Origin of the sequence: Pseudomonas sp. IT-196MI5, assembly GCF_949767415.1 — a bacterium.
GTDB lineage: Bacteria > Pseudomonadota > Gammaproteobacteria > Pseudomonadales > Pseudomonadaceae > Aquipseudomonas.
The window spans coordinates 454,227-470,158 of the sequence record NZ_CATKPZ010000022.1 but is presented as its reverse complement, the minus strand read 5'-3'; the positions used below and the strand labels follow the sequence as shown (position 1 = coordinate 470,158).

At 57.3% G+C, this 15,932-nt stretch carries 11 protein-coding genes; 6 read left to right on the top strand and 5 right to left on the bottom strand.

What is annotated here, in order from left to right; all coding sequences use genetic code 11:
• The first annotated feature begins 308 nt into the window (after window positions 1–308).
• A complete protein-coding gene (locus ACM6IK_RS16470) occupies window positions 309–1,556 on the top strand; it encodes a ribonucleotide-diphosphate reductase subunit beta (protein ID WP_108215199.1) in 1,248 nt (415 codons plus the stop codon).
• A 407-nt stretch (window positions 1,557–1,963) separates the two neighbouring features.
• On the top strand, window positions 1,964–2,461 hold the full coding sequence (locus ACM6IK_RS16465; RefSeq protein WP_414875165.1) for a Bro-N domain-containing protein: 498 nt from the start codon (window positions 1,964–1,966) through the stop codon (window positions 2,459–2,461).
• Between the two features lie 45 nt (window positions 2,462–2,506).
• Here ACM6IK_RS16465 and ACM6IK_RS16460 read toward each other — a convergent pair whose 3' ends face one another.
• The 4 genes from ACM6IK_RS16460 to ACM6IK_RS16445 form a co-directional block, all read right to left on the bottom strand.
• Window positions 2,507–3,826: an McrC family protein gene (locus ACM6IK_RS16460; RefSeq protein WP_414875164.1), complete on the bottom strand. Its 1,320-nt coding sequence runs from the start codon at window positions 3,824–3,826 to the stop codon at window positions 2,507–2,509.
• A complete protein-coding gene (locus tag ACM6IK_RS16455) occupies window positions 3,823–5,772 on the bottom strand; it encodes an AAA family ATPase (RefSeq protein WP_414875163.1) in 1,950 nt (649 codons plus the stop codon). Before ACM6IK_RS16455 ends, ACM6IK_RS16460 begins: the two co-directional genes overlap by 4 nt.
• A gap of 684 nt (window positions 5,773–6,456) precedes the next feature.
• Entirely contained in the window at window positions 6,457–9,960 is a 3,504-nt protein-coding gene (locus tag ACM6IK_RS16450; RefSeq protein ID WP_414875162.1) for an alkaline phosphatase family protein, read from the bottom strand.
• 44 nt (window positions 9,961–10,004) lie between these two features.
• Window positions 10,005–11,795: a SulP family inorganic anion transporter gene (locus ACM6IK_RS16445; protein WP_414875161.1), complete on the bottom strand. Its 1,791-nt coding sequence runs from the start codon at window positions 11,793–11,795 to the stop codon at window positions 10,005–10,007.
• Window positions 11,796–12,095: 300 nt separating this feature from the next.
• Here ACM6IK_RS16445 and ACM6IK_RS16440 point away from each other — a divergent pair, with 300 nt between their 5' ends.
• From ACM6IK_RS16440 to ACM6IK_RS16430, 3 genes are all read left to right on the top strand, one after another.
• Complete coding sequence (locus ACM6IK_RS16440; protein ID WP_414875160.1) at window positions 12,096–13,061, top strand: hypothetical protein; 966 nt, start codon at window positions 12,096–12,098, stop codon at window positions 13,059–13,061.
• 119 nt (window positions 13,062–13,180) lie between these two features.
• The gene (locus ACM6IK_RS16435; RefSeq protein ID WP_414875159.1) at window positions 13,181–13,498 is read left to right on the top strand and encodes an XRE family transcriptional regulator; all 318 of its coding nucleotides are present in this window, start codon (window positions 13,181–13,183) and stop codon (window positions 13,496–13,498) included.
• 207 nt (window positions 13,499–13,705) lie between these two features.
• Complete coding sequence (locus ACM6IK_RS16430) at window positions 13,706–14,026, top strand: helix-turn-helix domain-containing protein (RefSeq protein ID WP_095944548.1); 321 nt, start codon at window positions 13,706–13,708, stop codon at window positions 14,024–14,026.
• 23 nt (window positions 14,027–14,049) lie between these two features.
• Here ACM6IK_RS16430 and ACM6IK_RS16425 read toward each other — a convergent pair whose 3' ends face one another.
• Window positions 14,050–15,105 (bottom strand): MBL fold metallo-hydrolase, encoded by a 1,056-nt coding sequence (locus ACM6IK_RS16425; RefSeq protein ID WP_414875158.1) that lies wholly within the window; start codon window positions 15,103–15,105, stop codon window positions 14,050–14,052.
• A 215-nt stretch (window positions 15,106–15,320) separates the two neighbouring features.
• On the opposite strand from ACM6IK_RS16425, the gene ACM6IK_RS16420 reads away from it, so the two are divergent.
• A complete protein-coding gene (locus ACM6IK_RS16420) occupies window positions 15,321–15,932 on the top strand; it encodes a TetR/AcrR family transcriptional regulator (protein WP_414875157.1) in 612 nt (203 codons plus the stop codon).

Genomic DNA, 15,932 nt, shown 5'->3' with positions numbered 1-15,932 from the left:
TCGACCGATCCATGAGCCATTTCGCCGCCCCACAGCACGCAAAACTTCCCTATAATGCGGCCTTAAACGGGACTGCAATATTCCCTTACAGGGACGAAAAGCCAGTCTGAAGCCCCGCACAAGCGATCGACGCTTGCTGCGCCCATCAGTGGCTCTCGGAACCCCGTACAAAATTCTGTTTGATGCCTGCGCATAGCTGCTGCAAAAAACGATTCCTTTAGATCCAACGCGGCCAGTAAGGCCGTGTGAAAAACCAACTATCCATTTTCACACGGGCACACTGGCCCTCACGCAGGAGACGACACGTCATGCTGAGCTGGGACGAATTCGACAAAGAAGACACGGAAGTAGCAGTCAAGAGCGCCAACGCCGGCCACGCCACCGAAGCCAACATGGACCGTCTCGACAGCGCCGGCGGTGCCGCCGCCCTGGAAGCCCGCGCCGTGACCGCGTCTGACTCCGCCGCCGTGGCCCGCGCCAAGGCAGCCCTGGATTCCCTCGACGTCGCCGAAGGCCTCGCCGAACTCGAAGGCGCCTCCGCCCGTGTCGCCGTTGACGAAAAGCGCATGATCAACTGCCGCGCCGACCTCAACCAACTCGTACCTTTCAAGTACGACTGGGCCTGGCAGAAGTACCTGGACGGCTGCGCAAACCACTGGATGCCGCAAGAAGTCAACATGACCGCCGACATCGCCCTCTGGAAAGACCCGGAAGGCCTGACCGACGACGAGCGCCGCATCGTGATGCGCAACCTCGGCTTCTTCTCCACCGCCGACTCCCTGGTTGCCAACAACCTGGTCCTGGCCGTGTACCGCCTGATCACCAACCCGGAATGCCGCCAGTACATCCTGCGCCAGGCCTTCGAAGAGGCGATCCACACCCACGCCTACCAGTACTGCATCGAATCGCTGGCCATGGATGAAGGCGAAATCTTCAACATGTACCACGAGATCCCATCGGTCGCGAAAAAAGCCACCTGGGGCCTGAAATACACCCGCTCGATCTCCGATCCGAAGTTCGAAACCGGCACCGTCGAAACCGACAAAGAACTGCTGCGCAACCTGATCGCCTACTACTGCGTCCTGGAAGGCATCTTCTTCTACTGCGGCTTCACCCAGATCCTCTCCATGGGCCGCCGCAACAAAATGACCGGCGTCGCCGAGCAGTTCCAATACATCCTGCGCGACGAATCCATGCACCTGAACTTCGGCATCGACGTGATCAACCAGATCAAAATCGAAAACCCGCATTTGTGGGATGCTGAAATGAAGGAAGAAGCTTCGCAGATGATTCTGCAGGGCACTCAGCTGGAGATCGAATACGCGCGTGACACCATGCCTCGTGGGGTGTTGGGCATGAATGCGGCGATGATGGAGGACTACCTGAAGTTCATCGCTAACCGTCGCCTGTCGCAGATTGGGTTGAAGGAAGAGTATCCGGGGACTACGAACCCGTTCCCTTGGATGAGCGAGATTATGGACTTGAAGAAAGAGAAGAATTTCTTTGAGACGCGGGTTATTGAGTATCAGACTGGTGGGGCTTTGAGCTGGGATTGATTCCCGGAGCTAGCCGCGATTTGACGACTTGAGTCGACAAATCGAATACCAAAAAGCCCCGATCTGATCGGGGCTTTTTTATGAGGTAGGAAAACTCTTACTCGCAATCTCGGTAGTAGCTAAACCTCCTACATGCATTCCAGCACCTTCTGTATTGAGGGCAATTCCAAGCGGCCCTAAGCTTTACCGCAGGTGCCTAAGAAACGCCCAACGTAGAAAGCTAGCCAATTACACAGACGAGCAGTCACCCTTGGTGATTAATCGTACGGCTGTGTGAGGCTTTTGCTCGTTGGAGCTTCTTATGTCCACTCTACGTTGGGGTCAGGCCCGCCAAAGTCCAAACGTAGAGGTAATGGATATGCCTGAACACAACCTTCTCGTCACTCTCCGAATCATGGAGATCGGTCATGTCTGATCTCTTCTCTGTAACAGTCTTCACCCGCCACAACCTTCCTCTCCATGCCTTCCTCCTAGAAAACCAACCATGGTTCTGCGCCCGCGATATCGGCCGTTTGATGGGTGTCCATCTAAGTGAACGCATGGTCAACAAGCTAGACAAAGACCAGCACCGCACGCTTTGGATTGAGTATTACCGGCAACCAGAAAAGCAGCTGATGCTCAGCGAGTCGGGTGTATACGCGCTGCTGGTGTATCACTACGCACCAGGAAATCGGTTGCTGCGAGAGTGGATCACTCATCAAGTGGTGCCGGCCTTACGTGATGCTGAGCAGTCGGACAATTCGCATCGGCCGATGCTGAGTTTGTTGGATTGGCCAGAAATGTCGCTGAGCCTGCTGCATTGGCAGGATGAGCCGTGGATTCGGTTGCGGGATATGCCTTGTTTACTGCTGGGCCAGCGGCAAACGTCTTGGTGGCGGAAGGTTTCGCAGTTTTTTCTGTTTTAACAGGTTGTCGCAAAAAGGGTGCAACCTTCTGCACCCTATGTTGACTTAGCCTGCCGAACATCCAATCGACTCACCACTGGTCTTCTGTAACCACTGAGATTGCAGTGGAAATCCCTCAGGCCCACCTATCAAGATGCCCCGTTCCAAATCAAATGGCAGCACCCAGAGCTTAAGTTGTGGTGCGAATTCGAACACCTGCAATGGGGCATCAAACGCAGCTTGTTTTGGGTAGATCAGCACCAACTCCCCATCACCCGATAGATATTTATGACCATAGGCGAACAACTGATAAAAATCTGATTGCTTCAATCCGTAGTTTTTATTCTCTCCCGATGAACTCAGCCGCTTCCACTTTGTGTCGAGCACCCAGCTTTTCTGCTGATGGTGGATCATCAGGTCCGGCCGCAGCTGAAAGAAGTTTTCATCCCTATGTTTACACAGGTGTTCGCTGCGGGTTTGGGTGAGCAGTCGCGCATCATGCAGCAGATCCCTATTTAGGCTCGCAGCTACATAACGCTCAAATAGCTTTTCCATAGGGAATAACAAGCTCATGCCGTGCCATTCCCCAGCGACTGCTAAAGGCATCTGTTGTTTGATGATCAGTTCGCACCATGGTTTCACCGGTACGTAGTGCGCCATCAGTCGCTCGTTACTCCATTGCTTGAAGTCCTGCTGCACGTTACGGCTTGTAGGCACCTCTAACAACACGGTTCTTAACTCATGAGCCAGTCGCCAGTTACCAGCATCCTTTGTTGCTTTGCAGACCTGATCTAACGCGAATTTGATTAAGCGATTCTCTGGTCGGTCGGGCAAATAAATTTCATGTCGTATCTGGAAATGGTGTTGTCGACCAGGGGGTTGGCGCATTTGCTTGACCACATCTAACTGACCACGCAGGAATCGCTGTTCCTCCTCCACTCGCTGGTAGTCAAAGCGTAGGCCTCGATTGATCAAGTGATCCAAAGCCAGTAAGAATCGGCCCATGACCCATTCGCTCAGTGGCGCATCGAAACTCTGAAGATCCGCCGCACCGACTTCACGGGTGGGTAAATCTAAGGAAGCTTGGATCATGCGCCTCAGCAACGCTCTGCTCTGCTTGATGCAATCCTCTCGCTCGAAATGCTTGGGAAGAATTTCAAGGCGCGTACCACAGGGGGTTTCCAATACGCCGACGTAGTTGTCGAGCTTGAGCAAACAACGACTCTCAAGCTGAACCAGCGCAGCCCCAGCGCTGCTGAAAGAAGCATTTAATTTGCACAACCAATCGAAGGCGGAAACTGATACTTGAGCGATATCCAGTGTCGGCACAGCGACGTAATCTGTCGTCAGCCTCGCGTATTCGCGAACCGTGATGACGGGTTTCACGCCGTCACGCCTTTTTCAAGCTGATGAATCTGGATGTCACCTTTTTCAGTTTCAATAGCGTCTTGCAGCTGTGGAAGCACTGTTTGGTGATCTATGACACCCCAATAAGACTCGATCCGGGAAAAGGCCTCTTCGTTGATCAGCCATCGATTATTTTGGTTGTTGAGCACCACTTGATCGCCAAACAGCGAATCGGGCTTGAATGGCGGCTGTTCGATAAAGCAATTTTCAGGGGCCTTGCGATGATCATTGAACACCCACTGAATCCGCTGCCAATCTTCGAAAAAATACTCTTGCAGCAGCGGGAGAACTTGCTCGCGAAAGATTTGCCCCAATCGTTCCAGCGTACGGTCGCCGTCTAGCGGCATAAAGTACGCGTGTCCTAGGCAATGATCTCGATCTAGCAGCATTTCGATTCGCTGATTCATCACTCTCAGAAGCTTGGCAATATTGAGCTCGCCCACGGTAATGTATTCCAACAGCTCAGGCTTAGGCGGCATTTCGCGGAAAGTGAAACGACGACGCAATGCGATATCTAGGCTAGACAATGAACGGTCAGCAGTGTTCATAGTACCAATTAGATAGACATTGCTTGGTACGCTGAAATGCTGCTTCGAGTATGGCAGTGTAACTCTCAAAGCCTCATCGGCTCCCGCGCGCTTGGAAGGTTCGATTAACGTAATCAGCTCACCAAAAATCCGAGAGATATTGCCACGATTTATTTCGTCAATGATCAGTACGCGGGCATCATTTCCCGGAGCTTTTGCCGTTACCGCTGAGTGGTTAGACGAAACCTTCAAAAGGTGCTCAACCAAGGCGGGCAAAACATTGAGATAACCATTGACCAAGTGTGGATCAAGCTTGGTTTCCGGTACTTTTTTAAATAAGAGCCGGTTGCGTATATCTGCAATTGATAAACGACCTTCTCGCACATAGCCTGCAAGCGTACTCAGAATACTCATACCTATAGGCAATTGGTTACCTTTAGGTTTACTTAACTCCACTATGTCAGAAGAAGCATGGGTTACAACGTAACCGGTTCCGAAGTTTTCACCCAGTTTAAAAAGCTCGCTCGGGCCAACCTCTGTTGTAGCAACCGAAGATTCAGCACCCAGTAGTTGAGCTAGCTTACTGCGGTCCAACGACCCAGGACTCAATTCGTAAAGCGTGCGTTGGGTGAACTTTCCATTCATGAGTTGATCATGTGGCAGGGCCGGTTCATAAATTCGTAGCCACTTCACCGAGCGGCATTGGCCGTACTCGAACTCACGATCTTCACCACTCAGGCATCGGTACTCGCCAGTCACCTCACCAATCGCCCGGAACTTACTATTACCTTCGGTCACTACCAGCAAATCACCAATTTTCATCTTCAGCAGAAAGCTGTAAACGGCGGTAATCCCATACGCATTTTGAGGTAGAACCTCGCCTGCCTCCGCGAAACGTTGGGCTATGTCTTCTCTACTCTTGCAACCATTGAAATCGATGCACCCGCCGTAACCAAGCAAGGCATAGCTGTTTTCTTTGCACTCATCAAAAATGTACGCATCGTCCCCGTGAATGTTGCCTAATGACATTTTCCAGACGCGACGCTGCTCAATGTCCATAGGCGCTGGCGCTTGTTGGGTGACTTTAGCGCTGGCAGTGGTACACAAGTTTTTGAACACACCATCAACAACTTCATAGCGCAATTGCCCGTCGTCTCCGCTTTCCGCACGCAGGCCTTCAACGAAATCTTCGTAGCTGAAGCTTTGATGAAACGTGACGAACTCGACATGTCCATCTGCGGCTAACTCATCGAAGCGCTTCTTCAGCGCAGCCCGATTTTCTTTGTTGATCTGAAGAAACTCAGGGGCAAGGATTTCTAGCGCTGCCTCGATGGTGGCGAAAGTCTTCCCGGTACCGGGGGGGCCAAACAAAATCTGGTTGAGTGCAGGCGAGGTCATCGAGTCGCTTTCCTTGGCTACATGAGCAAAAAAGGGGCATCGCGTGGTGGCGGCTCGATCAAAGTCGGTAGGAGTTATAGGAACCAAAACCCGACCATGGAAACAGGCTACAGCCGCAGGAGATTAATCCTACAACGGTAACCACATTGCTATCACGGGTAAAGCAGTACAGAGAGGCGAATCTGCTACGGAGATTAGAAGCATTCGACCGCCGATCATCAAACAGTCGTTCTGCGGAACGAAGCCCACTTAGGGACTCGGTGGTGGACTTTGTTTATGCGACATATTCACCTACGCCATCGCGAGCAAGCTCGCTCCCACAGGGGGTCTGCGGTTGGCTCGGGAACGTCTGTGTTATCAGGACCGCTGAATTTTCTTGGCTGTCCGAGTTTCAGACAGCCAGCTTTTTGAGGCGAGCAGCCGTCAATCCGCACAATTCGGTTTATCTGATACACCCAAGTTGCAGCATTTGGGGCCGCTTCGCAGCCCAACGGGGCGGTTCGGCGTTCCGACAAGCCCCCTCGCCACAAGGTTGGTGGCTGGCTTAGTTGCTGTGTTGATCTTGCGAATCGCGAGCAGGCTCGCTCCCACAGGTGGTCTGCGCTAGCCTTTGGAACGTTGGTGTTATCAGGGCCGCAGAATTTTCCTGCGGCCCTTTTCTTTGCCTGCAACAAAGCTAAAAACTCACCTCCCCAACCCACTAATCCGCCACGGACACTCCGCCGCCCTCACCCCACTCGGCCCAACAATCTCCGGCGTCTGCCCCAACGACCTGGCGCTCAGCACACTCCCCACCCGCTCAATCAACTGATCAAACCCCAACGTCGCATCCTCCTGGTGCAATTTGCGCAGTTGCTCAACCAGGGCATAGGTGAACGCACCATAGCTGTTCGACCCCACCTCATATTCATTGGCTTTTTCATTCTCCCGCGCGGCGTAGAGCATCAGCGGCATGTAGGGGCCGTGGTGGCCGTAGAGTTTGCCTTGGCGCAGCAGTTGGGCTTTTTTCTCGGGGCGCAGGCCGGTGGCGGCGCCTTGGGTGGTGCGGGTGCGGGTGAGGCCGCGGGTTGTGTGGTCTTGTTCGCTGAAGTCGCGGCGGTCGGTGTCGACGGCGTAGACGCGGCGGTCCCAGTCGCCGGCGTAGGGGTCCCAGCGCAGCATGCGGTGGCGGATGTCGCTGGGTGGGGTGATGCCGCGCACTCGGCCGTTGCCGCGGGTCATGCCGCCGGCGTAGCAGCAGTCGAACATGACGGTGAGTTTGGCGCCGTGGCCGTCCGGGTCGAAGGGCAGGTGGCTGTAGAACTGGCGGAACAGTTTGTCGGTGAAGTGGGTGCTTTCGTCGTCCCAGTCGAAGTCGTGGAGCACCAGGGTTTCGTCCATGCAATCGGCTTCGCCGCTGCTGCTGTAGACCGGCAGCTGGGTGCCGTGGCCGGAGTAGAACAGCACGCGCTCGTCGCCGGCGCGGGCGCCTTCCACCAGCCATTCGAGGCGTTCGACGAAGTTGGCCCGGGTCGCTCGGGCGTCGTGCAGCAAACGGATGTCGCCGGCGTCGTAGCCGCTTTCCTGGAGCATGCGGCTGATCAGGTAGGTGTCATTGATGCAGCCGTCGAGGCGTGCGCTCGGGTCGGGGTAATCGTTGATGCCGACCACCAGAGCGCGGCGTTTGCGTTGGCCGCTGCGGGACAGGAACGCCGGTACTTCCAGCGCACGTGCGGCCACCACATCGCGGGCCAGTTGCGGCCACAGCCCGGTCTGGCTGGTGGGTGACGACAGGTAGGCCTGGGCGGCGTGATTGAGGTCGAGCAGGTCATCGCGCAATGGCACGCTGAATTCGGTTTGCAGGTCGACCCGCGCTGAATCCGGCGAGGTGATTGGCCGGGTCAACAAGCCATCGTCGGGGTTGTAGAGGTGGAACCAGCGGCGGATACCTCGACCGTTTTCGCTCAGGCGCAGGACTCGCCCGCCCCACACTTCGCGCATCACCAGCGGCAGCGCGATCGGCGAGCCGAAGCTGACGAACACTCGGCCATCGATGCGCTTGAGCGCCGCCCCCTTTTTCGCCACCGACCGGCGCAGGGCATCGTAGCCGATCAGGCTGCCCAGGCCTTGGGCGAAGATGATCTGCGGATTGAATGCCTCGATCTTCGCCAACAGAAATTGAGTCAACTCCGTGCGCAACTCGGCGTCTTCGATCCATTGCACGATGGAGCCCACCGTGGTGCGCAACATCTGGTTGACCGGCAGGCCCCAACTGCCGAAATTCTCGTCGGCCTTGCCCTTGGCGTCGGCCCTCAGCATCGCCAGGCCTCGGGTGATCTGGGCGAAGTCCGGCCCCTCCTTGAGTTGCTCATCGAAACACAGAAAGTCGATGTCCTGGTCATCGATGGGGCGGCCGTTCTGTGCCAGTTGAGTGCGGATCAAGGTGCGCCATTGTTCCTGCCAGTTCCCATCGACGCCGCCCTGCCCCTGGCTGGCCGGCGTGAACCCCACACCGGGCAGGCACAGGATGCGCAGCCGCGTTGGCGCGACTTCCGCTCCCGGCTCGACCAAGGCTTTGCTGGCCGGCGCCGCCACCGGAGGCACCGTTTGCCCTTGGGCGGTGACCATCAAATCCTGCAGGCGCCGCAGTTTCGCCTCCAGGCTGTCCGCACTGGGCGCGGCCGGCGTGAGCGCGGCCTGACCGGGATCGGCCAGGGCACGGCTGCGATTGTCGAGAAAACCGCTGACCCATTGGGCGCTGCGCTTCCAGATCTGCTCCGGATCGAGGCCGTCGAGGTAACCGGTGGCGCTGTCCACCACCTGCCGACTCTGGGTCGCCAGTTCGGACTCGATCAAGGGCAACCCGGCGCGACTTGGCACCACGGTGGCCGCCAACTTTGGCGCAGCCGTTACGCCCGGTGCAGCGCGCCAGATGGGCGCATTGCCGAAGTGCTGCGCGGCGACTACCCGTGGGCCGAGGGCACTACGCGGCAACTTGAAGTGATCGCAAAGAAAGGCCAGCAGGCTGGTGTGATCGTAATGCTGCGCCTGGACATCGCCCGTCCAGGGGATCAAGCCCGGCTTGAGCCACGGCGAAGCCAGGATCGCCGGTACACGAACGCCGAGTCGGGTGAAGGGATTTTTCCAGGGGACATCGACCGTTGAACCGGTCGCCACGCAGGTCGGCGGCACCACGTGGTCATGGAAACCGCCATGTTCGTCGTACAGCAGCACGAACAGGGTTTTGTTCCAGACAGCGGTGTTGGCCGACAAGGCGTTGAACACCTCACCGACAAACCGATCGCCGAAGCGCAGGTCTTCAGGCGGATGATGCGACACGTTGGGCCCGAGCTTGCCGTTGAGCAGGCCATAGCTCGGCTCGATCCAGGACAGTTCCGGGAGCTTGTTACCGGCGACGTCCGACTTGAAATCGTCGATGCTCAGGTGCTGCAAACCACCCTTGACCAGCGCCGCCAGCGGAACGGCGCCGTCGGAATAAATGCGCGCGTCATGGCCGTTGTTGCGCAGCAGCGAAAAAATGCTCTCGCCGCCGAACTGTGCGATCAGGCTTTTGATGCCGGCCAGTACCGTGCCGGTGGAGGGCATCAGTAGATGACCATTGCAACTGCCGAGCATGGCGAAGAACCGGTTCGGCCAGGTCGGGCCTGGCACCGAGGAAAACCAGCGGTCGCACACGGTGAAATTGCGTGCCAGCCCGTGGATGGCCGGCAGCGTATCGTCGGCCGGTGTGGCGCCGAACGGGATGTAGTTCATCGCCCGTTGGGCCATGGATTGCGACCAGGTTTTGTAGACCTTCAGGTCGGTGCGGGCCTTGTCGTAGGCGTCCTGGGCAAACCCCTTGAGCGAGGGGTTGGCCGGGCTGGTCTTGAAGGAGACGCCCAGTTGTTTCTCTACATTGACGAACTCGTGGCCAAGGTCGAAACCTTCGCTGTTGCTCGGCGGCAGCGCCGGAGGTAGAGGGGGTGGCGGCGCCCACAGGCTGTAGTTCTCCGGGAACTCCGATGCCTGGGTGATCACCGTCGATTTGCCATTGGCCAGCTTCAGCGCATTGGTGCTGGGCGCGTTCCGGTCGATACCGTTACACGCGGGGTTGATGCGGGTGTAATCCCCCAGCAGATGATCGAATGATCGGTTTTCCATCATCAGCACGACAACGTGCTCAATCCCGGCGGGCCAGTTGTTCGGCATGGTTCGCTCCTTGCTGTGAAGTTTCTGTTTCGATCTCGCGGGTTTCACGCCAATCCTTTCCCTTGATCTTCCCGCTCCCTGTAATCCACCTGGTAGCTCGCCATATAGCTGTCCACCGCCGCCCCGAGCGTAGGAAAAAACGCCGTCTCCCCCAATCTTGCAAACAATCCGAACCGCTTGAGCTTGTCCTTGACCGGGTCCTTCATCTCGGCGATGCACAACTCGATACCCGCCGCATGCAACGTGTCATCAAGCTCGGCGAGCATGTCGGCGGAGGTCACGTCGACGCTGGTGACGGGGCCTGCAGCGACCACCAGCCTGCGCACGGGGGTGGGCGATGCCGCCACGGCGTCCAGCACTCGGTCGTTGAATAGCTCGGCGTTGGCGAAGAACAAGGGCGCATCCCAGCGAAACAGGACCAGGCCGGGGATCAGGCGCGCGTCGGGGTAGCGTTTGATGTCGTGGTAGCCCTTGACCCCGTCGGCGCTGCCCAACACCGCGGAGTACGGGCGCCAGCCATCCCAGAGGAATTCAATGACGGCAATCACGATGGCCAGGCCGATGCCCTCGATCGCGCCGAACGCGGCCACGCCGACCGTACAGACAATCGATAGCCCGCATTCCCAGCGCTGGATGCGATAGATCCGGCGCAGGTCGGTGATTTCGATCAGGCCAATGGCCGAGGCGATCACCACCGCCGCCAGTGCGCTGGACGGTAAATGCTGCAACAGGTCCGGCGCCACCAGCAGCAACAAGGCAACCGTCAGTGCGCCGACGACGCCGGTCATCTGGGTTTTGGCACCGGCAGCCTCGGCCACGGGCGTACGCGACGAACTGCTGCTGATCGGGAAACCCTGGAAAAAACCGGCCGCCAGGTTGGCGATACCGAGGCCCACCATTTCCTGATTCGGATTGACGTAGGTGCGGGTGCGCGCCGCATAGACACGGGAGAGCACGCTGGTGTCGGCGAACGAGACGAGTGCGACGGCGCACCCACCGATCAAGACCGGGACGATGTCGGCGCTGGTGATCCAGGGGATGGCGAAACCGGGCAAGCCTTGCGGGAGCGAACCGAGGACCTTCACGCCGGCGCTTGTCGCAAGGTCGAGTACTCCCACCGCGACCGTCGCGCCAACCACCGCGAACAGGATGCCCGGCAACCGCGGCCATCTTTTGAGCAGCAAGATCGCCGCCAGAGTGAGCCCGCCCACTATGAAGGTGGTCCAGTTGACCTTTCCCTCCATCACCGCGGAGGCGATGGACCATAAGTCTCTCAATGGACCGTTGGACTCAATCGAAAAACCGAACAGCTTGGGCAATTGGCTGATCAATACGGTCAGGGCGATGCCGTTCATGTAGCCGTAGCGGATCGGTTTGGACAGCAGCTCGGTGATAAAACCCAGGCGCGCCATACCGGCCAGGATACACACCGCTCCCGAGACGATCGCCATCATCCCCGCCAGGGCGACGGCATGCTGCGGGTCGCCGCCGGAGAGTGGAAGGATGACGGCAAGGATGACGGTCACCAGGGAGGAATCCGGCCCCATCACCAGAATTCGGCTGGGGCCGAACAAGGCATAGAACAGCAGCGGAACGATGGTCGCGTAAAGACCATAAATGCCGGGCACGCCCGAAGCCACCGCATAGGCGATACCGACGGGCACCAGCATCGTGGTCAACACCAGGCCGGCCACGATGTCGTAACGCAACCATGCCGGTTGGTATTCACGCAGCATGCCCAGCCCCGGCAGCCAGCGGCGCCAACCGCTCTGTTCATCCCGGCGAGCTATCCGGCCCGGCTCCGAAACGGGGGGCGATGCATCTGAATGGCTCATTAACCGCCCTCGTTGATGTAATGCTGTTCATTTAAAAATTCTGTCTGTCTGTCTGTCTGTAGGAGCGAGCTTGCTCGCGATGGACTCAAGAGCGCCGCGTTAAGTCAGTAAACACGCGATATCGTTAACGACCATCGTCGGAACGCCGCCCGGAGCAAGCTCGCTCCTACAGTGATCAGTGATCAATTACCTCCTTGATGGACTCTGCAGACTCGGCGATATCGAAGTGATCTCAGTGTAGCTATTGCTTCGAATGCGCCATCACTGGAAGCTGGTCACCTAAAGGACCTGGAAGCCGACATGAAATTCGACCTCGCCTACTGCCTCAGCCTCAACGACAAGTTGTCAATCTACGACGTTCGGGACCTGAATTTCGACGAGACGATGGATTTCGATTCCGCCAGGGAACACTTCCAGTGCCCCAACGATGCCTGTCGTTTGGCGTTCGATGCGGCCAATGCGCTGGGCACGTTCAACGCGAAGAACGTGAATTACGTGCGCACACCGCACTTCAAGAACTTGCCGAGTACCCGGCACGTCGAGGGCTGCCCTTATGTCAGTTTGAAGACGCCGGCGTCGGGTGCGGATGAGGCGGAAACGGATGACAGCCGCGAGGAACATTTCCCGTCGGAATTGTTACTGACCCCGCGTGAGTATGTGCGTAAGTCGTCCATCCCGGTGGTGATTGCGGATGGGGCTCGGGATGAGCCGATGACACCTAAAGTGGCCAACAACGTCGAGCAACCGGGCAAGGACTCGGCCCCGGACAAGACCAGCGTCTTCGCCCATCCGGTGGAATGTTTCGTTTCAAACTTCGACGACAAGGATCTGCTCAAGCGAGTACCGCTGAAGATTGGCGAGCACACCGCGCCTTACGCGTCGTTTTTCAAGAAGATCGAATACCTGCAGGACAACAAGGGGCTGATTTACTGGGGCAAGGTCAAGGAGATCAAGGACTACACCCAGAGCTTTCGCATCGACTTCGAGAAGAAGGTCTGGTTCGAGAAGAAGCCGTACTCGGTCAATGTCTACCTGAGCAAAAAGCTCATCGACAGCTACCGCAAGCGCAAGGCGTTCCTGGAAGAGATCAAGCACGCCATCGAGAGCGGGCGGGAGTTGTATGGCTTCTTTTATGGGGTGACGCCTGAGCTGAAGCAGGTGCCGAGCAAGAAAAACCCCGAGCAGACGTTCGGGGTGTTCAGCGCCAATATCGAGAATCTGGATCACTTTATCGTGCGCGAAGCGCCGGGGTTGGCGGGCAAATAAGCACAGCGCCGTTCGTCTGCCTGAAAAGAAAAATCAAAAAATGCGTTTGATCCGGGCTCAAAACAACTGTACAAAAACACAGTATATTTTGACCAACACTCTCGAGCCCGGAGAACACCATGGCCTCTCAAGCGATGAAAATCACCCTGGAACGTATCGCCCTCTTCCAATTCACCCCAACCCACTGCGCCCAGGCCCGAGCGATGCTGGGCTGGAGTGTGCAAGAGCTGTCGCGGGAGTCCAGCGTCTCGGTGGAGGCCATTCAACGCTTCGAGGCGCGACAGGAGGTGCGGGATGTCACGCGCCTGGCGTTGGCCTATCGGCTTGAAGCCGAAGGGTTGGTGTTCTTCCCGGGGTTTGCGCCGGGTCGAGGGATGAATGTGAGGGGGTCTACACCGAATCCGGTTGGGCGGGCGGATTTTGCGATGGTGGAGTGAGCCGATTCATCGATTGACGATTATTCCTATATTGATATATTTCGCATAAATCAAAAGGCGGTGCTGGCATCGTTTTTTGTAGGCGCGAGCTTGCTCGCGATGGTCGTTAACGATAACGCGCAAATCCTGGATAAACGCGGTGTCCTTGAGTGCTTCGCGAGCAAGCTCGCTCCTACAGAAGGGCCCGTTTATGCGAAAGGAATTGAAATGATTGAAATCGAAGAAAGCAGTGGCAACGTCTACGAAGACCTCGGGACACCCAACGCCAATGAAATGCGAGTCAAATCCCAATTGGCCGCAAAAATAGGCGAAATCATCAAGGCTCGCCATTTGACCCAGGTTCAGGCGTCCGAAATTTTAGGTCTGTCACAACCCAAGCTTTCCGAAATGTTGCGCGGAAAGTTTCGTGGAATCAGTGAGGCCAAGATGATGGATTGCCTGTTACTTCTCGGGCGTGATGTGCAAATCGTGGTCAAGTCGGCCCCGCGCTCACGCAAAGAAGGCCGAATTGACGTGGTTTTTAGCTGAGGTCTACAACTCAGCTAATTTCTCTACGCGTTCTGCACAACCCGCTCACACTCCCCTTCCACCGCCAGCCACCACGCCCCACCACGCTGCGGATGCATCAGGTTGAACGCCTCGCCCATCTGCGGTGTGGTGATCGATACGTTGCGTTCCCAGGCCAGGGCGAGGATGCGGTCGAAGGGTTCGTACCAGGCGTGCATCGACAGGTCGAAGGTGCCGTTGTGGATGGGCAGAAGCCAGCGGCCCTTGAGGTCGAGGTGGGCTTGCAGGGTTTGTTCGGGTTGCATGTGCACGTGCGGCCAGTCGACGTTGTAGGCACCGGTTTCCATCAGGGTCAGGTCGAATGGGCCGTACTGTTCGCCGATGCGTTTGAAGCCGTCGAAGTAGCCGCTGTCGCCGCTGAAGAAGATACGTGTGTCGCCGTCGATCATCACCCACGAGGCCCAGAGGGTGCTGTTGCTGTCGAACAGGCCACGACCGGAAAAGTGCTGCGACGGGGTCGCGATGAACTGGATGCCATCGACCTCCGTGCCTTGCCACCAATCCAGTTGGCGGACTTTGCTGGCGTCGATGCCCCACTTGATCAGGGTGTCGCCTACGCCCAGCGGGGTAAGGAAGTGTCTGGTCTTGTCCGCGAGCTTGAGCACGGCCGCATGATCCAGATGGTCGTAGTGGTCGTGGGACAGGATCACCGCTTCGATCGGTGGCAATTCTTCCAGGCTGATCGGCGGCTGGTGAAAACGCTTGGGGCCGGCCCACTGCACGGGCGAGGCACGCTCGGCAAAGACTGGGTCGGTGATCCAGAACTTGTCGCGCAGCTTGAGCAACACCGTGGAGTGGCCCAGACGATAGACGCTGTGGTTGGGCGCGGCGATCAGCGCGGCTTGTGTCAGGGCTTGCACCGGGACGGGCGCGCTCGGGCGGGTGTTTTGCGGTTTGTGGAACAGCGCGTTCCACAGGATGCCCATGGTTTTGCCAAAGCTTAAACGTTGCACCGGCGTGAAGTTTTGATACTGCCCTTGAGCCTGTCGGGACGCTTCAGGTGTGGAGGCGTTGTGCGCCGGGGAGTTTGAATTGGCCATGACTGAATGACTCCAGAAAAACCGCGCATGACGCGATTTTCCGCTTTGGGACGATAAATGGCCAAGGCACGCACGCATCAGCCGGACTTTCTATTTTTGCTGGGCAGGGTTAACAAAACATTACACTGCACAGTGTAGTTTCTAGGTTGCATCAAAGTCGATGACAAGTAAACTGCTGAGTGTAATTCCCCCCTTCTTCCTGCCGAAGCGTACTTATGACAGCTCCACAGCGCCTCACCGACCGAAAACGCCAAGCGATCATTCAAGCCGCGATCAACGAATTCCGTGACAACGGTTTCGAGATCACCAGCATGGACAAGATTGCTGCCACTGCCGGCGTGTCGAAGCGCACGGTGTACAACCACTTTCCCAGCAAGGAAGAGTTGTTCGCCGAGATCCTCAATCAGCTATGGATCCGGGTGACGGCGGAACAGGAAACGGCCTACCGTTCCGATCTGCCGCTGCGCGATCAACTGCGCGTATTGCTGATGGCCAAGCTGCAAATGTTGGGCGATGACAATTTTCTCGATCTGGCGCGGGTGGCAATCGCGGCGACGATTCACTCCCCGGAGCGGGCGCAGGACATGGTGGCCCGAATGGGCGAACGCGAAGAGGGGCTGACGGTGTGGATTCGGGCCGCTCAAGCGGATGGCCGATTGAAGGTCGTGGCTCCCGAATTCGCTGCTCAACAGGTCCATGGCCTGCTCAAGTCCTTTGCATTCTGGCCGCAGATTTCCATGGGGCAACCCGGCTTGTCAGCCGAAGAACAACACCGGGTGACCGAGTCCGCGCTGGACATGTTTCTGGCCTGCTATCAGGTGCAATAA